The 25,541-nt window shown below is 66.0% G+C and carries 23 protein-coding genes and 1 pseudogene; 13 read left to right on the top strand and 11 right to left on the bottom strand.

All coding sequences use genetic code 11. From position 1 onward, the window contains the following. Positions 1-12: 12 nt before the first annotated feature. Entirely contained in the window at positions 13-777 is a 765-nt protein-coding gene (locus CUREI_RS00395) for a decaprenylphospho-beta-D-erythro-pentofuranosid-2-ulose 2-reductase (RefSeq protein ID WP_038609092.1), read from the top strand. An 11-nt stretch (positions 778-788) separates the two neighbouring features. Here the strand turns inward: CUREI_RS00395 and CUREI_RS00390 are convergent, their stop codons facing one another. Both CUREI_RS00390 and CUREI_RS00385 read right to left on the bottom strand, forming a co-directional pair. After that, positions 789-2,165, bottom strand: a complete 1,377-nt coding sequence (locus CUREI_RS00390; RefSeq protein WP_038609089.1) for an FtsX-like permease family protein — start codon at positions 2,163-2,165, stop codon at positions 789-791. After that, positions 2,162-2,827: an ABC transporter ATP-binding protein gene (locus CUREI_RS00385; RefSeq protein ID WP_038609086.1), complete on the bottom strand. Its 666-nt coding sequence runs from the start codon at positions 2,825-2,827 to the stop codon at positions 2,162-2,164. The genes CUREI_RS00390 and CUREI_RS00385 overlap by 4 nt, the downstream gene beginning before the upstream one ends. A 92-nt stretch (positions 2,828-2,919) precedes the next feature. Between CUREI_RS00385 and CUREI_RS00380 the strand changes: the two genes are divergently transcribed. From CUREI_RS00380 to CUREI_RS00355, 6 genes and pseudogenes are all read left to right on the top strand, one after another. Next, positions 2,920-3,597 carry a sensor histidine kinase gene (locus CUREI_RS00380; protein ID WP_038609083.1) on the top strand — a complete coding sequence of 226 codons (678 nt, stop codon included), beginning with the start codon at positions 2,920-2,922 and terminating at the stop codon, positions 3,595-3,597. Beyond that, positions 3,594-4,238: pseudogene (locus tag CUREI_RS00375) on the top strand (response regulator transcription factor). The gene CUREI_RS00380 and the pseudogene CUREI_RS00375 overlap by 4 nt, the downstream one beginning before the upstream one ends. Before the next feature lie 20 nt (positions 4,239-4,258). After that, entirely contained in the window at positions 4,259-6,088 is a 1,830-nt protein-coding gene (locus CUREI_RS00370) for a galactan 5-O-arabinofuranosyltransferase (protein ID WP_051952097.1), read from the top strand. A gap of 10 nt (positions 6,089-6,098) precedes the next feature. Next, complete coding sequence (locus CUREI_RS00365; protein ID WP_236627226.1) at positions 6,099-9,293, top strand: arabinosyltransferase domain-containing protein; 3,195 nt, start codon at positions 6,099-6,101, stop codon at positions 9,291-9,293. A 24-nt stretch (positions 9,294-9,317) separates the two neighbouring features. Then, positions 9,318-11,213, top strand: coding sequence for a M13 family metallopeptidase (locus CUREI_RS00360; protein WP_038609077.1), 1,896 nt, complete (start codon positions 9,318-9,320; stop codon positions 11,211-11,213). After that, the gene (locus CUREI_RS00355) at positions 11,177-11,875 is read left to right on the top strand and encodes a hypothetical protein (protein WP_051952096.1); all 699 of its coding nucleotides are present in this window, start codon (positions 11,177-11,179) and stop codon (positions 11,873-11,875) included. The genes CUREI_RS00360 and CUREI_RS00355 overlap by 37 nt, the downstream gene beginning before the upstream one ends. Here CUREI_RS00355 and CUREI_RS00350 read toward each other — a convergent pair. The 6 genes from CUREI_RS00350 to CUREI_RS00325 are packed head-to-tail and all read right to left on the bottom strand — an operon-like array spanning position 11,796 to position 15,431. Further along, positions 11,796-12,545 carry a hypothetical protein gene (locus CUREI_RS00350; protein ID WP_144242376.1) on the bottom strand — a complete coding sequence of 250 codons (750 nt, stop codon included), beginning with the start codon at positions 12,543-12,545 and terminating at the stop codon, positions 11,796-11,798. The two genes, CUREI_RS00355 and CUREI_RS00350, sit on opposite strands and share 80 nt — an antisense overlap. After that, positions 12,542-13,222 (bottom strand): VOC family protein, encoded by a 681-nt coding sequence (locus CUREI_RS00345; protein ID WP_038609074.1) that lies wholly within the window; start codon positions 13,220-13,222, stop codon positions 12,542-12,544. Before CUREI_RS00345 ends, CUREI_RS00350 begins: the two co-directional genes overlap by 4 nt. Next, a complete protein-coding gene (locus CUREI_RS00340; protein ID WP_038609072.1) occupies positions 13,222-13,512 on the bottom strand; it encodes an RNA-binding S4 domain-containing protein in 291 nt (96 codons plus the stop codon). Before CUREI_RS00340 ends, CUREI_RS00345 begins: the two co-directional genes overlap by 1 nt. 10 nt (positions 13,513-13,522) lie before the next feature. Then, a complete protein-coding gene (locus CUREI_RS00335) occupies positions 13,523-14,233 on the bottom strand; it encodes an SDR family oxidoreductase (protein WP_038609069.1) in 711 nt (236 codons plus the stop codon). After that, positions 14,230-14,802: a LysE family translocator gene (locus CUREI_RS00330; RefSeq protein WP_038609067.1), complete on the bottom strand. Its 573-nt coding sequence runs from the start codon at positions 14,800-14,802 to the stop codon at positions 14,230-14,232. Before CUREI_RS00330 ends, CUREI_RS00335 begins: the two co-directional genes overlap by 4 nt. After that, positions 14,799-15,431 (bottom strand): alpha-ketoglutarate-dependent dioxygenase AlkB, encoded by a 633-nt coding sequence (locus tag CUREI_RS00325; protein ID WP_038609064.1) that lies wholly within the window; start codon positions 15,429-15,431, stop codon positions 14,799-14,801. Before CUREI_RS00325 ends, CUREI_RS00330 begins: the two co-directional genes overlap by 4 nt. A 172-nt stretch (positions 15,432-15,603) precedes the next feature. On the opposite strand from CUREI_RS00325, the gene CUREI_RS00320 reads away from it, so the two are divergent. Continuing rightward, the gene (locus CUREI_RS00320) at positions 15,604-17,040 is read left to right on the top strand and encodes an HNH endonuclease (RefSeq protein WP_158407435.1); all 1,437 of its coding nucleotides are present in this window, start codon (positions 15,604-15,606) and stop codon (positions 17,038-17,040) included. Here CUREI_RS00320 and thpR read toward each other — a convergent pair. After that, positions 17,037-17,579 carry an RNA 2',3'-cyclic phosphodiesterase gene (thpR, locus tag CUREI_RS00315; RefSeq protein WP_038613569.1) on the bottom strand — a complete coding sequence of 181 codons (543 nt, stop codon included), beginning with the start codon at positions 17,577-17,579 and terminating at the stop codon, positions 17,037-17,039. The two genes, CUREI_RS00320 and thpR, sit on opposite strands and share 4 nt — an antisense overlap. Positions 17,580-17,604: 25 nt before the next feature. On the opposite strand from thpR, the gene CUREI_RS00310 reads away from it, so the two are divergent. Together CUREI_RS00310 and CUREI_RS00305 are read left to right on the top strand one after the other, a co-directional pair. After that, complete coding sequence (locus tag CUREI_RS00310; protein ID WP_038613567.1) at positions 17,605-19,701, top strand: ATP-dependent RNA helicase; 2,097 nt, start codon at positions 17,605-17,607, stop codon at positions 19,699-19,701. An 11-nt stretch (positions 19,702-19,712) separates the two neighbouring features. Then, positions 19,713-21,164 (top strand): amino acid permease, encoded by a 1,452-nt coding sequence (locus CUREI_RS00305; RefSeq protein WP_038609059.1) that lies wholly within the window; start codon positions 19,713-19,715, stop codon positions 21,162-21,164. On the opposite strand, the gene CUREI_RS00300 is transcribed toward CUREI_RS00305, so the two are convergent. Beyond that, positions 21,147-21,896, bottom strand: coding sequence for a TSUP family transporter (locus CUREI_RS00300; RefSeq protein WP_038609057.1), 750 nt, complete (start codon positions 21,894-21,896; stop codon positions 21,147-21,149). The two genes, CUREI_RS00305 and CUREI_RS00300, sit on opposite strands and share 18 nt — an antisense overlap. An 18-nt stretch (positions 21,897-21,914) precedes the next feature. On the opposite strand from CUREI_RS00300, the gene CUREI_RS12395 reads away from it, so the two are divergent. Then, positions 21,915-22,052 (top strand): hypothetical protein, encoded by a 138-nt coding sequence (locus CUREI_RS12395; RefSeq protein ID WP_158407434.1) that lies wholly within the window; start codon positions 21,915-21,917, stop codon positions 22,050-22,052. Here CUREI_RS12395 and CUREI_RS00295 read toward each other — a convergent pair. After that, positions 22,049-23,692, bottom strand: a complete 1,644-nt coding sequence (locus CUREI_RS00295) for a DUF885 domain-containing protein (protein WP_038609054.1) — start codon at positions 23,690-23,692, stop codon at positions 22,049-22,051. The genes CUREI_RS12395 and CUREI_RS00295 overlap by 4 nt on opposite strands. Positions 23,693-23,759: 67 nt before the next feature. Here CUREI_RS00295 and CUREI_RS00290 point away from each other — a divergent pair, with 67 nt between their 5' ends. Continuing rightward, positions 23,760-24,815, top strand: a complete 1,056-nt coding sequence (locus tag CUREI_RS00290; protein WP_038609051.1) for an ROK family protein — start codon at positions 23,760-23,762, stop codon at positions 24,813-24,815. Beyond that, the gene (locus CUREI_RS00285) at positions 24,816-25,526 is read left to right on the top strand and encodes a hypothetical protein (protein WP_038609048.1); all 711 of its coding nucleotides are present in this window, start codon (positions 24,816-24,818) and stop codon (positions 25,524-25,526) included. Positions 25,527-25,541 lie beyond the last annotated feature (15 nt).

Genomic DNA, 25,541 nt, shown 5'->3' with positions numbered 1-25,541 from the left:
GAGGAAAACGAAATGTTGAATGCAGTAGGCCAAGCCCAGCACATCCTGCTCCTCGGCGGCACCAGCGAGATCGGCCTCGCCATCGTCGCCGAGCTCGCTTCCCGCGGCGGCAACCCCACCGTCACCCTGTGCGCGCGCCAGGACAGCCCGCGTATCGACGGCGCTATCGCCGAAGTCCAGCGCGCCGGCGCAGGCCACGTCCGCCTCGTCAACTTCGACGCTGTGGACTTCGCCTCCCACCCGGCCGTGCTCGACGCCGCGTTTGACACAGGCGACGTGGACGTTGCCGTGGTGGCCTTCGGCACCCTGGGGGACCAGGAGCAGCTCTGGCAGGACCAGGCCGCAGCCGTGGCATCCGCGCAGACCAACTTCACCGCGCCCATGTCCGTGGGCGTGCTGCTGGGCCAGCACATGAAGCGGCAGGGCCACGGCACGATCATCGCCCTGTCCTCCGTGGCAGGCCAACGCGTGCGCCGCTCCAACTTCGTCTACGGCGCCTCGAAGGCCGGCATCGACGGGTTCTACCTGCAGCTCGGCGAGGCTCTGAAGGACGACGGCGTGACCGTCACCGTGGTCCGCCCCGGCCAGGTGCGCACCAAGATGACGGATGGCTTGGACGAGGCCCCGCTCACCGTGAACAAGGAGGACGTGGCCGAAGCTGCTGTCGACGCGGCACTGGCCGGCAAGCCTTCCGTCTTCGTGCACAAGCTCTTCGGCCCGATCTCGATGGTGCTGAAGGCCATCCCGGCGCCGATCATGAGCAAGCTGAACTTCTAAGCGAACTCTTCTTAGTCCTTCGCCCGGCCCATCCCGAGCAGCACCTTCTCGCGCAACCGACCGGTCCCCAGCACCGCTAGGACGCAACCGATCAGCGCCACCGAAACGAGCACTCCAAACAGGAGAACCTTGTCCATCACATCGACGTAGACGAAGACCATGGCGGTGCCCATCAGGCTGCCCATCCCGAACCCGAGCAGGGACACCACCAGCATGGGCACCCCAACCTCGCGGGCAGCCACCTTGGTATGGAAGGCCGCGGGCGCACCGATGAAGTAGAGCGACTTGGTCAGCTGCTTCTGCTCCACCACACCCAGCGCCTGGGTAAGCAGCGTGGACGACACCATAAGCACCGTCGCGAAGACCACGGTGATGACCACACCGGTGGGGATATCACCCGCGATCATCTTCAGGGCGGGGGCTTCGTCAATTTCAGGTACCGCTGAGTACCAGCCACCAGTACCGCCGATGAACGCCACGAAGTAGAGCGCGGTCACGCGTTTCCACGTGGTCTTGGCGCCCCGGCCTACCCGGCGCGTGGCTACGTAGTTGGCAGCCCCGGGCACCCGGTAGCTCAGCCGCGCGAGCAGTTGGATCACGCCGACGGCGATCAGTGCGTTGACGGTGAGGATGCCGCCGGCTACAACCAGCATCACCACGAATTCCAACGCGTCTGCCTCCGGCGCGATGGTCAGCGAACTCAGGTAGCGATACAGCAGCACCGCTCCGACTACAGACAGCACCAGCGTGATCACGCTTTGGCCCTTCGGCGGGATTTTCTTGGTCACACCGAGTGGAGTAACTGCGACCCGTCGCAACGCGAGCCACACGGAGCAGGCGGCCAAAATCAGCACAACGATCCACGTGGCGGGGATAACCCACCAGGTGAATATCTCCCAAGTACCGACACCCTTGTCCTGGAACGACAACAGACTCCAGACAGGTGAAGTCACCACGTACAGCACCGAGCCCAGCACCAGCCCGACAAGTGCCTGGCGCAGCGACTCCAGAATCATCATCCCGCGCACCTCGCCGGCCGTCGCACCGATGAGACGCAGCACCGCCAGGTGCTCCTCGCGCCCGCCGAGATTTGCCCTGGCGGCCTGGGTGAGCAGTCCCAACAGGCTGGGCACCAGCAGCAAACTGGCAAACAAGGCGAGGAACACGTACGCCAGCGAAAGCGGCTCGACCTCCACGAGCGCCTCGTGCGGGTGCATGTTGCGCGCGACGAACATCCAGGTGCCACCCATAAGGGTGCACAGCATCCAGGTCGCCACTGTCACCGCAACCAGCGACAGCGCACGTACCCAGCGTTCGCCGATCTGCCGCTGCGAGCGCCCTTCGCTTGTCTGCGACACCGCCGACCGCATCAACGTCACCGCGCTCATCGCGCCACCTCCGAGTGGATCAGGCCGTCGCGGATTTCTACGCGGCGGCTGCACCAGTCGGCGATCTTCGGGTCGTGTGTGACCACCACGAGTGTTACACCGAATTTCTGGCACACGGCTACGATCTGCTGCATAACTTCATGGCCGGTGGCCTGGTCCAACGCCGCGGTTGGCTCGTCGGCAAACACGACGGACGGCGGCCCGGCCAAGGCGCGCGCGATGGCCACGCGCTGCCCCTGTCCACCGGAGAGCTGCCCCGGATACCGGTCCACATAGGCGCCCAGGCCCAGCCGGGTGAGCATGTCCACAGCATCATTGTGCGCCTGCGACCGCGACACCCCGCGCATGATCTGCGGCAGGGCAACGTTTTCGGTGGCGGTCAGCTCGGGCAACAGTTGACCGTCCTGGAAGATGAAGCCGAAGTGCTCGAGGCGCAAACGCGAGCGTTCGGCGTCGCTCATTACGGCCACATCGCGGTCGTCGAAAAGCACCTCGCCCTGGTCGGGCACGAGCACGCCGGACATGCAGTGCAGCAGGGTCGATTTGCCGGAGCCGGAAGGCCCCATGATGGCCACGGATTCGCCATCGCCCACCGTCAGGCTGATGCCTTCGAGGACCCGCTGCTGGGGGAATGACTTTGTGATGTCTCTGAGTTCAAGCATGGTTTCTATTTCACAGGTGGTCGTCGTGAAGCACTATGGCCCTGACTCCCGAATATGGGTAGTGCTAGCTCTACCCCGCTACGCTCGCGGGCATGCGGCAGAGAAGGAACCGTGAGGAGCGGGCGGCGGCGAAGATCCATCAGCTCACCGCGTCGCGGCGCAAGATTGCGGAGGCGTACGAGGTGGAGCGCCTGCGCATCGAGCGCGACCTGCACGACGGCGCGCAGCAGTACTTCGTGGCCGCGGCGATGAAACTCGGCGAGGCCAGGCTCGATGTTGATTCGCCGCTTCTCGACGACGCCGCGCGCGACCTCCACAACGGCCTCGACGCACTCAGGAGAACCGTGCACGGCATCCACCCCCGCGAGCTGTCGGACCACGGGCTTATCGCCGCGATCGAAACGGCCGCCGCGCAGTACGGCCCGCACGTCACGGTTCGCGCGCCGCACGAGCTGCCGCGTATCGACGACTCCGTCACCGCCGCCGCCTACTTCTTCACCGCCGAGGCACTCACCAACGCCGCGAAGCATGCACCACAGCAACCGGTGAGCGTGCTGGTGACCTGCGACCACACCCTGAGCATCTCGGTAACCGACCAAGGCGGCGGAAACGCCCGCATCACCCCTGGCGGCGGGCTCGACGGGATACAGGAACGGATCGCGGCGTTTGGCGGGTCGATGGAGATGACCTCGCCCGACGGCGGCCCCACCACCGTCACCGCCCGTATTCCGCTGCTGCTGTTCCGGGGAGAAAGTGGGATTGCGCCATGAGGATTGTCATCGCGGACGACTCCGCACTGCTGCGGGAAGGTGTTGCTGGCCTGCTCACCCGGCGCGGCCACGAGGTTGTGGCGCAGGTGGACAGCGCGGCACGGGTGCAGGGCGTCGTGGATACGCATGCGCCAGACCTGGTGATCACGGACGTGCGCATGCCGCCGAACATGCGCGACGACGGACTCCAAGCCGCGCTCGCGCTACGCAAGCAGGGCCCGGTCAACGTGCTGGTGCTGTCGCAGTACGTCGCGCCCGCCTAAGCGCGGGAGTTGTTCTCCGGCGGCGACGGCGGCACCGGCTACCTGCTCAAGGACCGTGTCGCCGAGGTGAAAGATTTCATCCACGCGTGTGAAACCGTGGCATCCGGAGGCGTTGTCATCGACCCGGACGTGGCCAGCGCACTCATGGCCGCGAGCTCGCGCTGGCTGACCACACTCACGCCGCGGGAGATGGAGGTACTCGAGCACATGGCGGAGGGCCTGTCCAACGCACAGATCGCCGAAAAGCTCTACCTCTCTGGCGCGGCGGTGGCAAAGCACGTCTCCAGCATCTTCTCCAAGCTGGGGCTCACCCCGGACGAGGACAACCGTCGCGTACGCGCGATCCTCATGTACCTGGCAGAACGTGGAGTTGGGTAGCGTATGCGAAACTGTCACGCATGACTACCGCTTACCACTCCGACGAGCTGTCGGCTGGACACACCGCTGCTCGGACCGTCGCGGCCGGGCTTGCCGGGGGCGTGCTGGCGCTTGCGACCTGGTTCGTGCTGCACCGGGTCGCGCTTCCGGCGTTTAACACGTCGATGGTGACACGGTCGCTCGCCACCGCGGCGTCCTTCGTGCTCATCGGCATCGGTGCCGTGCTGGCCTTTCTGTGGGCTCGGGGGAAGCGCCACTGGGTCTCCGCAGCCGTGATGGCGCTGGTGCCAGCGGGTTTGGTGGTGTCGTCCGTCGGCATCCCGCTCGCGGCAACCAAGCTGTACTTGGACGGCATCCAGGTGGACCAGGGCTTCCGCACACAGTTTCTCTCCCGGATGGCCGAAAACCTCGGCCACGCCGACATGGCCTACAAGGACTTGCCCACTTTCTACCCCATGGGGTGGTTCTGGCTGGGCGGGCGGCTAGCAAACGTGCTGGGCATGCAGGGCTGGGAGGTGTACCAGCCGTTCGCTATCGCCTCGCTCGCTGCGGCGGCGGCCATGCTGACCCCGGTGTGGCGCAGGCTCACCGGTTCGCTGCCCACGGCCTTGGCCATCGCCGCGGTCACCACCGCGGTCGTGCTCACGGAGGTGCCGGAGGAGCCGTACGCGGCGGTGGTGGCCATGTTTGTGCCCGCGGCGGCAATCATGGCGTACCGCGCGGCGCGCAGCTCGTGGGCATCGACAATCGCGCTGGCCGTCTACCTGGGCATCTCCGCCAGCTTCTACACCTTGTTCACGGCGATTGCGGCGCTGACCACTGTGGTGATCGCAGTCGTGCTCGCGTTTGCCTCCCGCAGCCTGAAGCCCCTGCTCCACCTAGTGGTGGCCGGCGTGGCGTCGCTCGCCATCGCCGCGATTTCCTGGGGCCCGTACATCTGGCGCGTGCTCACGGGCGACGAGCAGCGCGAGTCCACCGCGAACCACTTCTTGCCCATCGAAGGCACGTACTTCCCCCTGCCGTTCCTCTCCTTCTCCCTTGTGGGGCTGTTGTCCATGATCGGCCTGGTGTACCTGGTGTACCGGTTCAAGGACCCGGTGGTGGGGGCCCTTGGGGTGTCGATAGGCGTGTGCTACCTGTGGGCGCTTGCCTCGATGGCGATCACTCTGGTGGGCACCTCGCTGCTGGGCTTCCGCCTGGAGGTGCTGATTGTGGAGCTCTTTGTCACCCTCGGCGTGCTCGCTATCGCGAGGTTCGGGGTGCCCAAGTACACCGCGGCCGTGGCTGCCGTTGTGGCGGTGGGCGCGCTGCAAATGGTCCAGCACATCCCGGTGGAGAACGAGGACTACATCGACCAGGCGTACGCGGACACCGACGGCAACGGCGAGCGGGCCGACCGCTTCCCGGCCGACGCGGGGCGCTACTACAACGAGATTGCCGCCTACATCGAAGACCACGGCTACAAGGTAAACGAGGCGGTGGTCTACACCGACGAGATCAACTTCATGGCGTACCACCCCTTCTTCGGCTTCAACGCATTTACCAGCCACTACGCCAACCCGCTGGGCGAATTCGAGCAACGCAACGACGAGTTGAAGCGCTGGGCGGAGATCTCCTACGAGGACCCGGCGCACTTCACCGAGGCGGTGGACAACTCGCCGTGGGAGCCGCCGGCCGCCTTTATCTTCCGCGACAACGGCGAAAACGGCTACAAGACCCACATCGCGCACGACATCTACCCCAGCCAGCCGAACGTGCGCTACGAGGGCCTGTACTACAACCCAGAGGCCTTTGAACAGGACTGGGACGTCAAACAGATCGGCCCGTTTGCCGTCGCGGTGAGGAAGTAAGGTGTCCGCTGTGAAAAAAGTCCAGACCACCGCGGCCGTTGCAGGCCTGATCGCGTTTGTCCTGTTGCTGCTCACCCCGTTCTTGCCGGTGAAGCAGACAGAATCGAGCGTGTCGTGGCCGCAGAACGGCACCGTGGGTTCCATCAACGCGCCGTTGATCTCGCTCGCGCCGCAGGAGCTCGACGTCACAGTGCCGATCCAGGCTCTCGACGAGCTCCGCGACGGCCAAACCATGGTCCTGGGCACCCTGCCGGAGGGCTCGCCCAAGGCCAGCGACCGCGGCTTCTTCGTCACCTCCCCCGAGGGCGGGCTGGTGGTCAGCTCGCTCAACAACGTGCTGCTTCAGCTCACTGCGGATGAGGTCTCGAAACTTCCCGGCGACGCGCAGCTCGTGGCGACCCTCACTCACGAGGGCACGACCGTGGAGATCCCAGGCACGGACTACGCCGAGGAGCGCGACGAGGACTACCGCCCGCAGCTCACCGGCATCTACACCGAGCTCAAGGACTCGCCGCAGCTTATGGACGCTGGCCTGTCCGCCCACGTGGAGATCAACTCCCGCTTCACCTCGCAGCCGACCCTGCTGAAGACGTTGGCCATGGTCTTCGGCCTCATCTTCGCCCTCGTTGCGTTGTGGGCGTTGCGCAAGCTCGACGGCCCTGCCCCGCGTCGCCGTCGCCAGGGGTTCAAGCCTCTCGACGCCGTGGTGGTCGCCGTCCTCGGCTTCTGGCACGTCTTCGGCGCCAACACCTCCGACGACGGCTTCCTGCTCACCATGGCGCGCGTGGCGGCGAACACGGACTACATGGCCAACTACTACCGCTGGTACGGCGTGCCGGAGGCGCCGTTCGGCTCCCCGTTCTACGACCTTCTGGCGGTGTTGTCACAGGTGAGCAGCGCGTCCACGTGGATGCGTCTGCCCGCCTTGTTCGCCGCACTCGGCACGTGGTGGCTGCTCTCTCGCGAGATCCTGCCCCGGCTGGGCACCGCGGTCGCGGACCGCCGGATGGCGCACTGGACCGCGGCGCTGGTGTTCCTGGCGTTCTGGTTGCCGTACAACAACGGCACGCGCCCGGAGCCGATCATCGCCTTCGGCCTCATGCTCACCTGGGCGCTGTTCGAGCGCGCCATGGAGACCGACCGCCTCGCCCCAGCAGCGTGGGGCACCATTGCAGCCGCCCTCACCCTCGCCTGCGGCCCGACCGGCCTGGCGGCGGTGGGTGTGTTCCTGATTGCCCTGCCTTGGGTGCTGCGGACCATCGGACGCCGCCAGGCGAAGCTCGCCCACATTGCCCCGTTTTTGGGCGCGGGCATGGCCGTAATGGTGCCGGTGTTCAAGGACCAGACCCTGGCCACGGTGCTGGAGGCCACCGCTGTCCGCTCCGAGGTAGGCCCGGCCATGCACTGGTTCGAGGAGTGGAGCCGTTACTCGGTCTTGTTCGAGCAGACCGTGGACGGCTCCCTGACGCGCCGCTTCCCCATGCTCATGCTCGCCTTGAGCGTCGGCTTGATCCTGTGGTGGTTCGCGCGCGGCGGGGAGAAGACCTCGACGGTGAAGCGAATGATGCTGATCATCGGCCTGTCCACGTTCTTCCTCATGTTCACGCCGACGAAATGGACGCACCACTTCGGCATCTACGCGGGCCTGGGCGCGGCGATCGCGGCATACGGCTCGGTGGTGCTCTCCCGCGTCGCGCTGCAGTCCAACCGCAACCGCTCCTTTGCCACGGCGGCAGTGCTCTTCCTGCTTGCGCTCACCCTGGCGGGCTGGAACGGCTGGTGGTACGTCGCCTCCTACGCGGTCCCCTGGTGGGACCGCACGCCGCAGTTCAAGGCTGTCGAGGCCAATACGGTGGTGCTGGTGCTGGCGCTGGCGGTATTCCTGGTGGGCGTGGCGCAGTCCATGAGAGGGCCAAAGCCTGTCGACGCCTCACGGTGGGCCGGCGTCATGTCCGCGCCGATCGCCGTGGCGGCCACCCTCATCGTGGCCTTGTCGTGCCTGACGTTTGTGAAGTCCTTCGTCTCCCAGGCCCCCGCCTACTCGGTGGGCATGGGCAACGTGAAGACGTTTGCCGGAGACACGTGCGCCCAAGGCGGCGACGTGCTGCTAGAGGACGACACGAACGATTCCTTCCTCACGCCCATCGACGGGATCCCTCTGGGCAAGTCCTTAGATTCCGGGGAGAACTCCGGGTTCACCCCGGACGGCGTGCCGGCCTTCATTGCCTCCGACAACGCCGACACCTCTGACGCGGCAAGCCAGCAGGTGCAGGACGACGACACTTCTGACGTGGACCCGGGTTCGGACGAGGCGCAGTCCACCTCCCGCGTGAACACGCAGGGCAACCGTTCGAAGTCCCTCCGCGGCGTGAACGGCTCGACCGTGCGCCTGCCGTTCGGGCTGGACTACAACCGCGTGCCGGTGCTGGGCACCTTCGAGGACGAGCCCACGCAATCCGCCAACCTCGAGACCGCCTGGTTCGAGCTGCCGAAGGAATCTGAAGACCGCCCGCTGCTCGTCGCGTCCGTGGCCGGGCGCATCGCCCACCACGACATCAACGGCATTGAGCAGGAGGGCACCACACTCGAGCTGCAGTACGGACGCACCACCTCCGGCGGCGTGGAGGAGCTCGGCGCCGTGGAGATGCTGGACCAGGGCCCGTCGCCGGAGTGGCGCAACCTGCGTTACCCGCTCGACCAGATCCCGGACGAGGCTGACGTCGTGCGCTTGGTGGCCGAAGATACCTCGCTGGCGGAGAACGACTGGATGGCTCTCACCCCGCTGCGCAACCCGAAGCTGGTTGAGCTCGGCGACGTGTTCGACGAAGACACACCGGGCCTGTTGGACTGGACCGTGGCCTTCCAGTACCCGTGCCAGCGCCCCTTCTTCCACTACGCGGGCGTGAGCGAGATCCCGGAGTTCCGCATCATGCCGGACGCTCCGGGCAAGGCGCAGCTGTCTGGCTTCATGGACTTCCTCGGCGGCGGCGCACTCGCCCCGGCGGAGGCGGTGAACACGTCCTACGAGATCCCCGGTTACCTCAGGGACGACTGGCAGCGGGACTGGGGTTCCATTGCCAAGTACACCCCGCGCACCAACTCCGCCGGCAACACCCCGGCGCTGGCGCAGGTGGATCTCACCGAGACCACACGGTGGGGCCTGTACACCCCGGGTCCGATGAAGATCCGTGACCCGAACGAGTGACGGGGCCAGATGTAGCATTGGGGCATGCATGACCTCTTTGAACTGGTAAACGGCGAGTGGGCGGCCGCCCACGAGATCCCCGCTGACCGCGGCATCGACGGCGCGTTTTACGCCCTGCGCGACAAGTCCGAAGCCGACGTGCGGGCGATCCTCGAAGACGGGGCGGGCCTGGGCGGCGCCCTCTTCCAATCCTTCATGGATGTAGACCGGGTCAACGCCGCGGGCATCGACGCGATCAATGACGACCTGGCCAAGATCGAGGTCGCCGATGTCGAGGGCTTTGTCCGCGGCCTTGGCGAGCTCGAGCGCGTGGGCATCGGCGGCCCGGTCACGTACTGGGTGGAGAAGGACTCGCAGGGCGAGGACTCGGTGCCCTACGTCATCCAGTCCGGTCTGGGCTTGCCGGACGAGGCCTACTACCGCGACGAGGACCACGCGGACACCCTCGCCGCGTATAAAGAGCACGTTGCCACCATGCTCGGTTTCCTCGAGCCGAAGTACCTGCTCGGTTTGACGCCGGCAATCGCCGCGGAGCGCATCGTCAACCTGGAGACGCATTTGGCCGCAAGCCACTGGGACGTGGTCAAGGCCCGCGACGCGGTAGCCACCTACAACCCGACCACGCTCGCAGAGATGCCGCCGTTGGTTCGCGTACTTTTGCGCGCCTCCGGCATCCCCGACGGCCGCGTCATCGACATGATGCCCTCCTACACGGCCGACTTGGACGCGATGCTGCGCCGGGAAACGCTGGCGGACTGGCAGCTGTGGGCCGCGTGGAACATTCTGCGCTCGCGCGCCGGTGTGCTGCCCGAGGAGATCGGCAAGGCGAACTTCGAGTTCTACGGGAAGAAGCTGAGCGGAGCCACCGAGCAGCGGGACCGCTGGAAGCGCGGCGTGGGGCTCGCTGAATCCCTGGTGGGCGAAGACATCGGGCGAAGCTACGTGGAGAAGCACTTCCCGCCGTCCTCGAAGGAGAAGATGCTGGAGCTAGTGGACTACCTCATCGCCGCCTACCGCAGCAGGATCCAGCAGCTGGCGTGGATGAGCGAGCCAACCAAACAGCGCGCGCTGGAGAAGCTCGCCCAGTTCAACGCGAAGATTGGCTACCCGGAGACCTGGCGCAGCTACGACGGACTGAAGTTCGGCCCTGATCTGGTGGACAACGTGCGGGTCGGCTCGGCGTTCGAGCACGACTACCAGCTGTCCAAGATCGGGCAGCCCTCGGACCGCGGCGAGTGGGTGTCTTCCCCGCAGACCGTCAACGCGTTTTACAACCCAGTGGTCAACGACATCACGTTCCCGGCCGCGATCCTGCAACCACCGTTCTTCGACCCGTCGGCCGACGCTGCCGAGAACTTCGGTGCGATCGGCGCGGTCATTGGCCACGAGATCGGCCACGGCTTCGACGACCAAGGCTCGCGCTACGACGGCCTGGGCAACCTGCACTCCTGGTGGACCGACGAGGACCGGAGCAACTTCGAGGGCCTGACCGCCAAGCTGGTGGGGCAGTTCGACGGCCTGGTGCCGAGCGTGCTCGAAGGCACGAAGACCAAGGGCGTCAACGGCGAGTTTACCCTCGGGGAGAACATTGGCGACCTCGGCGGGCTGGGTATCGCCGTGGTGGCGTACACGAAGTACCTGGCGGACCACGAGCTAGTGGACGAGCAGCCCCGGCAGTTCGGCGACCTCGACGGGGAGTACACCGGCTTCCAGCGCCTGTTCCTCGCGTGGGCGCGGGTGTGGCGCTCCAAGGCGCGCCCGGAGATGGCGGCGCAACTTTTGGCCATCGACCCGCACTCCCCCAACGAGTTCCGCTGCAACGTCATCGCCGCCAACGTCGACGAGTTCTACGAGGCGTTCGAGGTGGAGGAAGGCTCCAACATGTGGATCGCGCCCGAGGACCGGGTGACAATTTGGTAGAGCACATCAACGAGCAGGGCGACCCGAACTTCAATGTCGGCGGGGTCAAGCGGGAGATGCCGCCGGAGCTGCAGTTGGAGCAGCTGGCGTCGTACATCCACGCCACGTACGAGGACGGGCCGGCCTACCTCGCGCTGTTGCCGGACCGCATCACCCACGCCGCGATGCTCATGCTAGGCACCGCCGTGGATCACGCGCTTCCGGCGACGAAGTGGGCTGGCGGCGTAGACACCGAGCCGCACGAGCTCGGCGTGGTCTTCCGGCCGTCCGCGCCCACCGGCGCATGGGCGGTCTCCGTCTGGGACGGCCCCGCCAACGCGAAAGACATGCTGTGGCGCCCCGACGTGGCAGCGGCGGCGGAGCTTTCCGGCACCACAATTGTGGACGTGGACAATCCCGGTGACGCGCAGGCAGCCGTCGACGTGACCGGCGCGCAGACGGTGTGGGCCCTCGGCGACGTGAAGCTGCCCGACGCCGCCCGCTACATCGTCACCTTCCCCAGCACCCAGCCGGAGGTTGACGGTGTCGTGCAGGTCCGCGCCGGCTCGGGCCTTGCAGGCACCGAGTATTACGCGGACGGGTTTATTTCCACCCCGGCAGAAATCCGTCGCCGAGTGCGGGATGCAGCGAACGCGCTTGCCGGGACTCTTCCACCTGGTTGATGCCCATGTGGGTGTCCACCGTGTTCTCGTAGGCGGTGCCGTACGTCAGCGACGCAGCCGTCCAGGTCTCTTCGCCGATCTCGCCGTAGGAGACGCTGCCGGTGGCGCTCTTCCTGTTGTCGGACCACCCCATCTTGGAGCCTGTGACCCGTTGGAGGCGGGCAGTGCCGAAGCCCTGGATGAAGCCGTCCTTGGCCACCTCGGCCTGGTGCTCCATGCCGGCGAGCAGGGGTTTTGCAACCGGGTCCCAGAGGATCGCGTTCACGAACGTGGCTAGGTCGCGCGCGGAGGTTTCCGTCTTGCCCCAGGAGCTGCCCCGGCGCGTTTGCTCCAACTCGAAGTCCTTGGCTATCTCGTCGATTGCCTTGGGGTGCGCCCGATCAAGCGAGGTGGCGATCGCGTCGTCGGAGGTCTCCACCATTTCCTGCACCTTGGCCTGCTCTTCGGCGGTGCCGTTGTACAGCACCCAGTAGCCCAGGTAGAGCTTGGCAAGGGAGAGCGCCGGGCGCGGCTCCTCCCCCTCCGGTGAGATGCTGACGCGCCCGTCCGGGTGCACCACCGCGAGCGCGGTACGCTCCCGCGCGTAACCGGGGTCCACGTGGTACGCGTGGGCTTGGGGGGCGAGCAGCACGCTTAGCGACGTCGCCAGCGCCGCCACACGCTTCATCACAGCACCGATTCCGCTTCGTCGATGTCGTCGAAGACGGGTTCATCCACCTCGGACAGGAAGAACTGTGCGCCGTTCGGGTCGTGCACGCCCGCGGTGCCGTTCTCGGGGCCAAACTCCACGCCGCCGCCGAGGTTCTCCACCTGGCTGCAGGCTGCGGCGACGTCGCGCACGCCGAAGTAGCTGAACCACTGGGCGTGCTCACCCACGAACAGGCCTAAAAACGGCGCGCCGTCCTCGAACGCGATGTAGTAACCGTCCTCCTCGCGGATCTCCCAGTCGAAGAGCTCGCCGTAGAAGTCGATGGCCTCCACGCTCGGCGCGGCGTACTCGTACCACACCGGCACCCCCGGCTCACCCGCGGCGACGAAGCGCTCCTCCGGGTCCTTCAACCCGAACAGGCCGCCTGCGGGGTCCTGGCACAGGGTCACCGTCTCGTCGGAGCTGAGCACCTTGCCGCCGAGCTTCTCCACGTCGTCAGGGTTGCCGATGAAGGAGGTGACCCACATGTCCATCTGCGCCGGGATGAGCCCCGCCACCGGCAGACCGTCTTTTCTGGCCGTGCCGTCCACGATCTCCCAGCCGAGCAGCTCGGAGTAGAAGTGGGTGGACTTCAGCAGGTTCTGGGTGACCAGGTCCTGCCAGAACGGCATGCCTTCCTTGCCCTCGAAAGCCGGCATTACATGTTCCTCCACTTCTCCGGGTCGAAGTCGTCGTCGGCGGTGCGCTCGTCGAAGTAGTCATCGTCGTTATCGCCGCCCGCGATCACGGTAGCGGAATCGGCGTCGAGGCCGACGGTATCGCCGTCGATAAGCGAATGCCCGCGAGAGGTAACCACCTGGTTATTCACGGTGACCTCGCCGGCGAGGATGGCTTCCTTGGCGTGGCCGCCGGATTCGACGAGGTTGGCCAGTTTGAGAAATTGGCCGAGTTTGATCGTCTCGCCCGAAATGGGCACGTCGATATGCATGCCGGTTAGTCTATCGTTCCGCCTGGTCCACCGGCATGATGCTCATCGTGTCCACGTTCACGTGCGCGGGCAGGCTGGCCACCCAGCGCACCGCCTCCGCGATGTCTTCCGCGGTCAGGTTGCGTTTGCCCTCGTAGACCTTGTTTGCACGCTCCTCGTCGCCGTTGAACCTGTTCAGGGAAAAATCAGTCTTCACCCTGCCCGGGTCGATCTCGCAGACCCGGATGCCGTTCTCGGCCTCCTCACGCCGCAGTGCCCTGGTCATACCGCGCAGGCCGAACTTGGCCGCGTTGTAGCCGGAGCCGCCCTTGTACGCGTCCGTCCCGGCCACCGAGCCGATGTTCACCACCAGGCCTTGTGCGGCCTTGAGCTGCGGGTAGAGCGCGCGGGTGAGACGCATCGTGCCCATCACGTTGGTCTCGAACATCCACTGCCAGTCTGCATCGTCCGCATCACGCAGGTAATCCAGCTCTTTCGCCCCGCCCGCGTTGTTGACCAGCAGGTCCACGCGCTCGAGCTGCGCAAGCTTATCGACGCTTTCCTGGTCGACCACATCGAGCGCCACCGCCACGCCCCCGATTTCCTCCGCGATCTGCTGGCACCGCTCGTAACGCCGCGCGGCCACGACGACCTCCCAGCCGTCTTTGGCCAGCGCCCTGCAGGTCGCCTCTCCGATGCCTGCCGATCCGCCCGTGACTACCGCTACCTTACGCTCGCTCATGCACCGAAGTGTAGGCCCTCCCACAGCATCCAGGCTGCTAACGCGATGAAAATGGTGCCGGAGGTGACGTCGATAAGCGCGCCGTACTTACTGATAGCCCTAGCCATTGCCCGGACCGCGAACGCGAACCCAACAAACCAGGCGATGCCCGTGAGGACGAGCACGGGAGCCGCAATCCAGCCGAGGTGCGCAAACTGGGCGAAGACCGCGCCGAAGAAGAGGATGGCCTTTGGGTTCGAGAGGTTGGTGGCCAGGCCGGTGAGGAAGGGGCGCTTCACCTGCTGGGCGGCGGGGATCTCGGCGCCGGAGTTGTAGATCGCGCCGACACCCATCCACAGCAGGTAGGCCCCGCCGACAATCTGCAGCGCGGAGAGGATTTGGGGGAACGCTTGGATCAGTGCGCTTAGGCCCGCCAGCGAGGCGAGAATCCAGATGGTGTTGCCCAGCATGATCCCCAACGCGCACAGCACGCCGGACCGGCGGTCCTTCGACCCGACGCGGATGATCTGGAGCAAATCCGGGCCGGGGCTTGCGATCGCCGCCAGCCACACTCCGAGCAGCGCAATCATCGCGCGTCCATCTGCCGCATCGTGATGTTGAGCCTACCGTCGAGCAGGTCGGACGTGCCCTCCCTCGCCCCCAGCACGCCGTGCTTGGCCCGTCTCGCGGGGCCGCCGAAGACCACAGCGTCGCCGGACATCAGCAGCACGTCGTGCCCCTCGATACGAAAGACGGTGTCCTGCCCGAAAGAGAGGCTGACCACGGCGTTTTCGGACGTCTCCTCCGCGTCCACGTGCAGCCCCATCCCCGCTCCCGGCGGGTAGAAGTTCACCAGCGCGGTCTCGATGCGTGGGGTGGGCCCGACCAAGGGGTCAATTGCCCGCGCCTGCTCCATGACCGCGTCGGCGATGCCTTGGAAGTTCTCCGGGATAGGCGGCACGGGGTACCCATCCACTTCTTGGAGCATGCGGTACGGGTTGGTCGCCCAGAACCAGCCGAGGGAAAGCAGCCAGGCGTCCATCTGCCCCCTGCCAACCTTCGGGCGTCGCATCGCTACCGGCGTCCCCGCCGCCTCCCGCGCGAGCTGCCTAGCCTGCTGCACAAGCTTCTGCTGTTTTTCCTCGCTGAGGAAACCCGGCAAGTGCACGGCCCCAGGAATGATGCGGGCAGGCGGGCGGGGAACGGCGGTGAACAGCACGTGATCAATGTAGCGCGTCGGGCCCGGTTTGTATGGTGTGCAGTGAGTTCGTTTGGAGAGAGCGATTGGAGGGAACGTCTTTTCGATTTATTTGTATTTTTTTCTGCGCAACCCCTTGCCATTCGCTATCACGTTCGATAGAGTAGGCGCTAACGAATCACGAGGGGGAATGGTGACTACCGCGACAGCAAAACCGAAGCTCTTCCGCAACCAGCGGCAACACGATCCAGACAGCGAGTGCGCCCAGGCGATCCGAGACACGTATTGGACCATGTTCGGCCATTACGCGTTTCCAGGGTTTGACGTGGAGGACTTCGACGTCACGGTGACGAACCTGCAGCTGGCCACCGGCTGGCACAAGGGGTTTGTCAAGAACGCGATCCTCGGACACGCAGCGCTGCAGGACTTGCCACGTTTACGCGACCTTCAACAGCACACCCGCGTGCTTGATATTGGGCACTTGACCGCGATCTACACCTCCATCGAGGAGCTGGGCCCGGATGCCACCGCAGAAGAGCTCGAGCGTATCGACGACATTCTGGTCGACACCTTCACACCCCGGCGCCACGATCAGGCCGTGCCTCAGCGCAAGACAGTCACAGACCGTATCCGCGCCGCAATCAAACGCATGGACCCCGACCGGGCCTACAACAAGCGCAAACGCGAACAGCGTGAGAAGGACACCGCGGACCGGTTCGGCGTGCACGAGTTCCACACCGGCGGCAAAGACCGTGCTTTGGTGGAGCTCATGACCAACCCGCTGCACGCGCGGAAGATACAGGCGAATGTCGCCGCCTTCGCACGCGAGCTCGGTGTGAGCCACTCAGAAGCCGCGATCAAACTACTGTGCGGAGAGGCCGCTGGCGTCGAGGTCGTCCCGGTCCTCAACGTCTACACCCCGAGAAACCGCGTGGTTGGCGGCCCGGTATACCTCCCCGGCAGCGGCTGGACGGACGTTGTGGCCACCACCGCCTTCGAGGAATGGCTGGACGATACGTTCCCCGTCCTGCGTGACCTCGACGCTGCCGCAGAAACGATGCTTCGGGGCTACGCCCCCAACGACCCCATGCGCCGCGCCGTCCACGCCCGCCACCGGACGTGCATCTACCCGGAATGCAACCGGCCCGCCGAGCAGTGCCAGTTAGACCACCGCATCCCCTTCGAGGACGGCGGCCCCACGCAGGCGGACAACCTCTTCCCCCTGTGCCAGCACCACCACAACATGAAGACGGATCGCCGCGCGTTTTACATCCCGGATCCCCACACCGGCGACGTGATCTGGTTGTTCGCCGACGGTTCCTACGCCGTCGCCGCGCAGGACAGCCTCCTCCACGACCAAATCACTCCCTACAACCCGCGATGGCAGTCCAACATGTCTAGCGTTCGCAAGAACCGCGCGCGGGCGGCGGAGTTTTACGCCAAGGGCCACGCGATCCTGGATGCCTTCGAGAAGGATCTGGATCTCGCACACGCCACAGCCGCCATCGAGGAGCTCGAGCGTGAATACGGCATGAAATTCGGGTTCGCCCCCGAGATGCCGTACGTGGAACCGCTCCCCGAGGAACCGGTGGAGGCCCCGTTCCCCGACCCAGAGGAAGTAAGCGCCTAGCGCAGGTAGAACGTGTCCACCACTTCATACTTCGGCCCACCGCTTCGGCCTCTGCCCAGGTGGGACTCGAAGAGCTTCACCTCGTCGGCCGCAAACTCCGGTCCGGTGTAGACAGCCAGGGCGTGGGCATGGTCGTCGAGAAGCCAAGGGTCCCTCGTCCGCGTCCCTGTGCGCGCCACGGACAGGTGCGCCCTTTGGCGCCGGCGCACGTCCGGATCCAGCTGGCAATCTGCCATCAGGTCCTTCAGCGGCGCCTTATCCCCGCCGACGCCGATCCAGAGGGTGCGCCGATCAAAACACCCGGCCCCCCGCAGGTGCAGGCGAAGGGGCCGGGTGAACGCGGTGGCCTGGGCGAGGTGATCGGTGACGACCGCGGCGTCGTTGGGCTGCGCCCCGTAGAACGCCACCGTGATGTGCCAGTTGTCGGGATCCGACCACCGCACCTCCGTGCCGGAGAAACTGCGGATGGGGCGTAGGGCGGTGATGAGGTGTTCGCGAACATCGACCGGTGGGACGATCGCTGCGAAGAGGCGTCTCATGGCCCACACGCTACCCTGGATGGCCATGTTTGACCTCGCGAATATCGGCAGCGGCCTCCCTGTCTCACGGGTGATCGACCAGCTTCCGGATCACGGGCCCCTCGTGGTCGAGGCGCCGCCCGGCACGGGCAAAACCACGCTGGTGCCGCCGGCCATCGCGAACAAGGTGGGGAAAACGTTGGTCACCGCCCCGCGGAGGGTGGCAGTGCGGTCCGCGGCACAAAGGCTCGCGCTTCTCGACGGCACGTCGCTCGGCAACCGTGTCGGCTACAGCATCCGCGGGGAGCACAAGGACGGCTCGTTGGTGGAATTTGTCACTCCCGGAGTGCTGCTGAACCGCCTGCTCAAAGACCCCGGTTTGGAGGGCGTGAACGCGGTGGTGATCGATGAGGTGCACGAACGCCAGCTAGACACCGACCTCGTCCTCGCGATGTGCATGGAGGTGGCGCTGCTGCGCGACGACCTCTACCTCGCCGCCATGTCCGCGACCCTGGACGCGCAGAAGTTCGCAGACCACATGGGCGCGCAGATCCTTTCCACGGAGGCGGTGACGCACCCGCTGGACATCACCTACGCGCCGCACGCCGAGCGGATTCGGGGCACCCGGGAGTTTTATCGTCACGTCGCGGCCCACACCGGCGGCGACCACCGGACCCTCGTGTTCGTGCCCGGCGCGCGTGAGGTGGACCTGGTGTGCGGCTTCCTCGACGACGCGGTGCCGCTGCACGGCCGACAAACCAGCGCGGAGCAGGACAAGGCGCTCAACGGCGATGCGCGGGTAGTGGTGTCCACCTCGGTGGCCGAGTCCTCCATCACGGTGCCCGGGGTGCGCAAGGTGGTGGACGCGGGGCTTGCCAGGGTGCCCGTGAGAGACAGCCGCGGCATGACTGGCCTGGTCACGGTGTCGGAGGCGAAAACCAGCGCGGACCAGCGGGCGGGCCGCGCGGGGCGACTGGGCTCGGGTGAGGTGGTCCGGGTGTTCTCGCGCGACGAGTACGCGAACATGCGGCCGGACATCACACCCGAGATCCTCTCCGCCGACCTCACCGGCGCGCTGCTCACCATGAAAGCGTGGGGCTCGCCGGATCTGCCGCTTCTGGACGAACCGAAGGACCTCACCCAAGCCGAAACCAATCTTGAGGCTCTGGGGGCATTACGTCACGGCACCATCACCGACTTCGGCAAGAAACTGGCGAATCTGCCGCTGGATCCGCGGCTGGGAGCGGCCCTGGTGGGGTGGGGCGCGGGCGCTGCGCCGACGGTGGCCCGGCTCGCAGGCGGGGCTCCCCGGTTGCACACGCTGGTGCCAGACAAGGGGCCGGTGGATCCCGGTGAAGTAATCGCCAGCGCGTTCCCGCAGTGGATAGCCAAGAAGGTGGGCGAGGACTACCTGCTGGCCTCGGGCACGCGGGCGAAGTTCAACTCGAGCGCGGAGTGGATCGCCGCCGCAGAGGTGCAGCGCACCCAGTCCGGGGCGGTGATCCGCGAGGCGGAGCCAATTGCGTTTCCGGCGCACCGCGTGGTGGAGACGACGCGCGCGTTTTTGGTCGACGGCAAGGTCAAAGGGCGCAGGGTGGCCAGCATCGGGGCAATCGAGCTCAGCTCCACCCCGGTCAAACTCACCCCGGATGAGGCGGCGGAGGCGCTGACGGACCTGGACTTTGCCGCGTTCCCGCTGTCCAAGGAGGAGCAGCATCTCAAAGACAGGCTCGACTTCCTGCACGAGACCCTTGGCTGGCCGGATGTGAGCCAGGGCGATTATTCGGTTGAGGTGCGGCAGGTGGCCGAAGGGGCGTCGATAGGCAGTTGCGACATGCGGCAGGCGATGCTACGGCAACTGGACTGGAAGCAGGTGGCCCAGCTGGACGAGGCGGCGCCGAAAGCGTTCGCGTACGACACTGGGCGGCCGGTGAAGCGCGTGAAGCTGCAGCACATGTTCGGCCGGAAGGGGGAGACGGTCTCGGGCGTGAAGGTGCTGTATCACCTGCTCTCGCCGGCGGGGAGGCCGCTGGCGGTCACCGACGATCTGGAGAGTTTCTGGCAAGGGCCGTACCAGCAAGTGCGCAAGGAGATGCGGGGACGCTACCCCAAGCATGCGTGGCCTGAGGACCCGCTGAGGTAGTCTTACTCGCCATGTCAAAGCGCACGGTCTCTGTGTGGACGCTCGTCTCACTCATTATCGGATCCACAATCGGGTCCGGTATTTTTGCGCTACCTCAAAACATCGGCTCGGTGGCAAGCCCGGGCGCCATGCTCATCGGCTGGGCTATTGCTGGCGTGGGCATGCTTTCCGTCGCCTTCGTCTTCCAAATCCTGGCCGTGCGTAAACCGCACCTGGATTCCGGCGTGTACTCGTACGTTCGCGCGGGGCTGGGCGACTTCATCGGCTTTACCTCGGGCATGGGTTACTGGCTTGGGTCGGTGATGGCGCAGGTGGGATACGCCACCTTGTTCTTCAACACCCTGGGCTACTACTTCCCCGCCTTTTCCAACCGGTGGGTGCTGGCGGTGTCCGTCTCCGCGTTGAGTTGGCTCATTTTCTTCGGGCTGACGCGCGGCCTGCGGCAGGCGGCGGTGATGAACGCGGTCACCACCGTGGCCAAACTCGTGCCCATCGTCGCCTTCATCGTGCTGGTGGCATTTCTGGGCTTCTCCTGGGACCGCTTCACCCTGGACTTCTGGGGCTCCAACCTGCCGTTCGGCGAGCAGCTCAAGGGCATCATGCTGTACACGGTGTGGGTGTTCATCGGCATCGAGGGCGCGTCGGTGTACTCCAAGCAGGCGCGGGTGCGCAGCGACGTGGGCAAGGCCACCATCATCGGCTTCCTGTCCGTACTGGCGCTGTTGGTGGCGGTGTCCTCCCTGTCGTACGGCGTGCTCAGCCAGGAAGAACTCGCCGCGCTGCCGGAGAACTCGATGGGCGCGGTGCTTGAAGCGGTGGTCGGCCCGTGGGGCGGCGTGCTGATCTCCGTGGGGCTGTGTCTTTCCGTCCTGGGCGCGTACGTGTCCTGGCAGATGCTCTGCGCCGAGCCAATCGTGCTCATGGCTCACGACGGCCTGCTGCCCCACTCCATGGGCCACCACAACGACAACGGCTCCCCCGTGCGGGCGCAGCTGCTGTCCACGCTGGTGATCCAGTTCTTCGTGGTGGTCTTCTTCATCTCCTCCGCGTCCTATAACGCGATGGTGCAGCTGGCCACCATCATGTACCTGCTGCCCTACATCTTCTCCTCCATCTACCTGGTGCTCCTGGCAGTGCGCGGCAAGGGCTTGACGCACCCGCACGCCGGCACGCGTTTCGACAACTCCGGGCCCGTCGTCTCCGCCCGCGACAACCGCACACACCTCGTCGTGGGGCTAATCGCGTCGGTGTACTCCCTCTGGCTGATCTACGCCGCGGACCCGGTGTACGTGCTGCTCGGGGCGCTGGCGGTGGTGCCGGGCCTGGTGCCCTACATCTGGACGCGCCGCAAGCAGGGCAACCGGCTCTTCAACGCCTTCGAGTGGGTCGTGGTGGCGGTGGTTCTGGTCGCGGCGGTGATCGCAGTGGTCGGCCTGGTTAACGGGTCACTGGTGCTGGAGTAGGTCCCAGCCCAACTTCGCACATAGCGTGACGACGAGCCCAAGGAGCGCCACGCGCACCAGCGTGGACCCGCCCTTGAGCACCGTGCGCGCACCCAGCTGCGCGCCCACCACGTTGGCCGCGGCAAGGGCAAGGGCAAGCTTCCAGTTGATGAAGCCGCCGAGCCCGAACACCAGGAGCGCGCCGAGGTTCGTGGCGGTGTTGACCACTTTCGCCATGGCGGCCGAGCGCACGAACCCCTGGCTGAACACGGCGGTAAACGCCATGATGAGGAACATGCCGGTGCCCGGGCCGAACACACCGTCGTAGCCGCCGATCACTGCCACAACGAGCGCGGCGAGCGCGAGGCGCTTGCCAGAAAAGATGCCGGCGCCCTCCTGCCCGAACTTCGGGTTCAGCGCCACAAAAACGCCCACTCCGACAAGCAGGATGAGGATGATTGGGGTGGCCACGGAGTCGTCGACAAGCGAAACTGCCCTGGCGCCGAGCGCAGCGGCGACCCCGGCAATAAACGCATAGATCCAGGTCACCCTGGGGACCCCAACCCGGCGCACGAGGGTGGCGGCGGCGGACGCGGTGCCCGAAATCGCCGCGACCTTGTTCGTAGCCAGCACGGACGCTGCCGACATGGATGTGGCCGACATCAGCACCGGGATGAGCACGAGACCGCCACCGCCGATCACGGCGTCGATCCAACCGGCGAACGCGGACGCGGCGAGGAGGAAAACGATCACGGGACTACTATGCCCCCCATGAACCGCTGGCTTGTGGCTGCTCCGTTGTCGGTGGCGCTCGGGCTGTTGCTGTCCTGGCTGGACGTCCCGGCCGCGTGGATCCTCGCCGGCATCCTGTTCGCCGGGTGGCTGCCGAAGGTGCTACGCCGTCTTTAGTGGTTAAGCACCTCGTGGGTGAGTATGTCCATGGGCATGGAACCCAGCTTGAGTGCCTTGGCGTGGAACTCGTGCTCCGACATCCCCTGGGCGAGCGCCTGGCGGCGCAGCGCCACCCAATCCTTGTAGCCCAGCGCGTACGACGGCGCCTGCCCCGGCCACCCCATGTAGCGGTCCAGCTCGAAGGACAGGTTCGCCTCCGGCATAGCGGTGTTGTCTCGCATGAACGCCTTCGCGTACTGGGCGTCCCACGTGCCGGTGCCCTCCGGGGTGGTTTTGCCCAGGTGGACGCCGATGTCCACCATGACGCGGGCGAGCCGCAGGCGCCGGGAGTCGAGCAAGCCCATGCGGTAGCCAGGGTCATCGAAGAAGCCGTGGTTCTCCATCAGGTGCTCGGCGTAGAGGGCCCAGCCCTCGCCGTGGGCGGAGTTCCAGCACACGGAACGACGCCACAGGTTCAGCTCGCCGCGGTTGAGCAGCGCGTAGCCGTGCTGCAGGTGGTGGCCGGGCACGCCCTCGTGGAAGACGGTGGACAGCTCCTGCCAGGTGTGGAAGGTCTCCTGTCCCTCCGGCACGGACCACCACATGATGCCGGGGCGGATCAAATCGTCGCTGGGCGGGGTGTAGAAAATGCCGCCCGAGCCGGCGCGGTCAATGCCGCAGTCCACCGTGTGCAGGCCCTCCGGCACCGGGAAGACCTTGGCGGCCTGCTCGTTGATGCCGTTCATCCACTCGATGAGCGCGTCCGTGCCCCGGAGGATGTAGCGCTCGTCCTGGTTGAGGTTGCGGTACGCGCCTGCCACCGAGACGTCACCGTAGAGCTCGTGCGCGATCGCGCGCTGCTCCTCCACGGTGTGCGCCAGCTGCTCCTGGGCCCATTCGTAGCCTGCGTCCAGGTCCACCTCGCGGCCGTGGAAGAACTCGGCGTAGAGCTGGTAGCGCTCCCGGCCAACCCCGTCGTTGTGGGAGGCCTTCGGGGAGAGCTCGGTGGACAACCAGTCAGCCATTTCCAAAAACGCCTCTTTGGCGTGGCCCACCACGTGGGATTCCGGAGGCAGGCCCAGGTGGTCGAGCTGCGACTCGGTGTCGCCGAGCAGCTCGCACTGGTTGATCACGGCGTCGATTTGCCTGTGCGACGCCACGTCGCCGCTCGCCGCGGCCTCCGAGAGGGATTCGCGGTAGCCGGCCAGCGCGTCAGGGATGCGCGACATGCGGGAGGCGATGTTGTCGAAGTCCTCCTCCGTCACCTTGGGCATGAGCGAAAAAGAATCGCGGATGGTCTGGACGGGCGAATCGATGTTGTTCAACCGGCTCAACAGCTCACCGCGGTGGTGGAACTCCAACTCCGCGCCCATGCGGTCGCGCAGGATCGCGGCGGTGAGGTTGTCCACGTCATCGAAGTCGTCTTCGTCGTCGGAGGCGTCCGTGGTGTCGTTTAGCGCGTCTACATCCGCGACCAGGTCGCGCATCCGGTCCGCAAGCCGGTCCCAGTACTCCGGGGAGAAGTCCTGCAGTTCGCCGTCGTGGCCGTCGATGCCAATCTGCGTAGCCAGGGTCGGGCTGATCTCCGCCAAGTCGTAGACAAAGTCTTCACAGGTGGCGTCCAGCAGCGACGGCTCGCGACGGCTTTCGTTGGTCATGCCGAGCGATTCTATCCGAGCTGGCCAAATGGACAATTTCAACGACGGGAGAGTAAATATATTCACCATGGTTTTCTCGCGTCCAACCACGCCGGCAGCGAAGTGCTTGCACCTCATCCGGTTGCACGAGACGACGTCGAGAAGCGACCTTGTCAAGGCCACAGGGCTTTCACAGCCAACCGTTACCCGCGCCATCGCCGCGCTTGTGGACGCCGGGTACGTCACAGAGCGCAACGACCTGACGCAGTCGAAGGGGCGCGGCCGCCCGACCATTCCGCTGGAACTGGCGGACATGCCGGGGGTGCACGCCGGCGTGGCTGTGGGCACGGAATCCACCTACGTGGCCCTGTTCGACCTCAAGGGGCGCACACTGCTCTCCCGCGACATGGACATCACCGTGTCCAAAGTCAGCGAGGACGACTTCATCCAGTCCATGATGGCCGAGCTGAACCAGATGACCACCAAGGTGGACCGGCCGCTGCGCACGGTGGGCGTAACCACCTCCGGCACAGTCCGCGACGGCGGCAGGGTCTTCGCCCCCAACCTGGGTTGGGACGGCGTGGATATCGGCGATCAGCTGCGCGAGCAGTTCGCCGTACCGGTGGAGGTGTCCTCCATCTCCAGCGCGATCGTCGGCTCAGAAATGCAGTCCACCGCGTCGCTGGACATCCCGTCCGTGATGGCGCTGTTCGCGGACGACTCCATCGCGTGTGCCATCTCTCGCCCGGACGGCGTGGAGCCGATCGAGGTAGAACAAGGCGAGCTGACCACCCAGGGCCTTATTAACGCCATCGGCGTTCAAGGCATCCGCACGCTGAAGGACGCCGTGACCGACTCCCGGGAAGAAACCCGCTACGCCCTCGACCGCCGTGCGCGCGGCCTCGGCTCGTTGGTGGCCAGGCTGTGCAGCAACCACTCCCCCGCGACCGTTGTTGTCGCAGGCAGCGCGTTCATCGACGACAGGCTGGCCTCCGCCCCCTTCGCCCGCGCCGTGCGCTCCGAGGCGCAGTGCGACCCGGAGCTGCGCCTCATCCCCACCCACCGAGAGGTGGTGCGCGACATCGCCCGCGCCGTCGCACTCGACCGCGTCCTGCGCGAACCACTGAAAGTGGCGGGCAGATAGATGAAGCGCGTCGCGTGGCTGCTCGCGCCGTTGCTGCTCCTCGGGTGCGCCGCCGAGGAGACCGAGCCTGTGCAGACCCCTGTCACCACCGTCACCTCTACTACGCTTCCCGACCCGTTCGCGGGGCTCGAGGCGGCAGTGCGAAAGACTGAGGAGAATACCGGCACCGAAGTCGGCGTCGCGCTCTACGACGGCTCCGAGATGACTCAGGCCGGGTCCCTGCAATGGCTCCCCGCCTGGTCCACCATAAAAATCCCCATCGCCCGCGCCGCCGCCGAGCATTGCGAGTACGACGAGGCGTCCGCGAAGGTGGGCGAAGAGATTGCCAAGTCCGGCTCGCAGGTGCGGGTGGCCGGGGCATTCGGCACCACCCGGTGGCCGTTCGCCGGGCAGGCCCGCTACGCCTTCTACTTAAGCCAGCAGGACCAGGACAACCCGGTGATCGCGGACATGCACCACATCGCGAAAGACCAGTCCTACGGGTTGGGCCAGCTCAATAGCGTCCCCTTTAAGGGCGGCTGGTCCGACGATGAAACGGACGGCTCCTGGCACACCCGTCAGCTCGGCTGGCTCAACGGCTTCGGGGTGTCCATCGGGGCGCGCTCAGCCGAGGGTAGCTACGACGACACCATGGAGGCGCTCGACCAAGTGGCCGAGCTTGTGCAGGCTAGGGCCTCGAAGGCGAAGGGCGTAGCGCATACCAGAGCATAGGATATTGGTCGCCGA

Source organism: Corynebacterium ureicelerivorans, from assembly GCF_000747315.1.
GTDB lineage: Bacteria > Actinomycetota > Actinomycetes > Mycobacteriales > Mycobacteriaceae > Corynebacterium > Corynebacterium mucifaciens.
The sequence above is the reverse complement of the archived record's forward strand: the minus strand, read 5'-3'. Positions and strand labels throughout refer to the sequence as shown.

Excerpts from the sequence above, each read along its gene's own strand:
- CUREI_RS00385 (WP_038609086.1), bottom strand. The coding sequence starts at position 2,827 with ATGCTTGAACTCAGAGACATCACAAAGTCATTCCCCCAGCAGCGGGTC.
- CUREI_RS00395 (WP_038609092.1), top strand. The coding sequence starts at position 13 with ATGTTGAATGCAGTAGGCCAAGCCCAGCACATCCTGCTCCTCGGCGGC.
- CUREI_RS00370 (WP_051952097.1), top strand. The coding sequence starts at position 4,259 with ATGACTACCGCTTACCACTCCGACGAGCTGTCGGCTGGACACACCGCT.
- CUREI_RS00380 (WP_038609083.1), top strand. The coding sequence starts at position 2,920 with ATGCGGCAGAGAAGGAACCGTGAGGAGCGGGCGGCGGCGAAGATCCAT.
- CUREI_RS00390 (WP_038609089.1), bottom strand. The coding sequence starts at position 2,165 with ATGAGCGCGGTGACGTTGATGCGGTCGGCGGTGTCGCAGACAAGCGAA.
- CUREI_RS00290 (WP_038609051.1), top strand. The coding sequence starts at position 23,760 with ATGGTTTTCTCGCGTCCAACCACGCCGGCAGCGAAGTGCTTGCACCTC.
- CUREI_RS12395 (WP_158407434.1), top strand. The coding sequence starts at position 21,915 with ATGAACCGCTGGCTTGTGGCTGCTCCGTTGTCGGTGGCGCTCGGGCTG.
- CUREI_RS00330 (WP_038609067.1), bottom strand. The coding sequence starts at position 14,802 with ATGATTGCGCTGCTCGGAGTGTGGCTGGCGGCGATCGCAAGCCCCGGC.
- CUREI_RS00335 (WP_038609069.1), bottom strand. The coding sequence starts at position 14,233 with ATGAGCGAGCGTAAGGTAGCGGTAGTCACGGGCGGATCGGCAGGCATC.
- CUREI_RS00340 (WP_038609072.1), bottom strand. The coding sequence starts at position 13,512 with ATGCATATCGACGTGCCCATTTCGGGCGAGACGATCAAACTCGGCCAA.
- CUREI_RS00295 (WP_038609054.1), bottom strand. The coding sequence starts at position 23,692 with ATGACCAACGAAAGCCGTCGCGAGCCGTCGCTGCTGGACGCCACCTGT.
- thpR (WP_038613569.1), bottom strand. The coding sequence starts at position 17,579 with ATGAGACGCCTCTTCGCAGCGATCGTCCCACCGGTCGATGTTCGCGAA.
- CUREI_RS00360 (WP_038609077.1), top strand. The coding sequence starts at position 9,318 with ATGCATGACCTCTTTGAACTGGTAAACGGCGAGTGGGCGGCCGCCCAC.
- CUREI_RS00345 (WP_038609074.1), bottom strand. The coding sequence starts at position 13,222 with ATGCCGGCTTTCGAGGGCAAGGAAGGCATGCCGTTCTGGCAGGACCTG.
- CUREI_RS00305 (WP_038609059.1), top strand. The coding sequence starts at position 19,713 with ATGTCAAAGCGCACGGTCTCTGTGTGGACGCTCGTCTCACTCATTATC.
- CUREI_RS00310 (WP_038613567.1), top strand. The coding sequence starts at position 17,605 with ATGTTTGACCTCGCGAATATCGGCAGCGGCCTCCCTGTCTCACGGGTG.
- CUREI_RS00285 (WP_038609048.1), top strand. The coding sequence starts at position 24,816 with ATGAAGCGCGTCGCGTGGCTGCTCGCGCCGTTGCTGCTCCTCGGGTGC.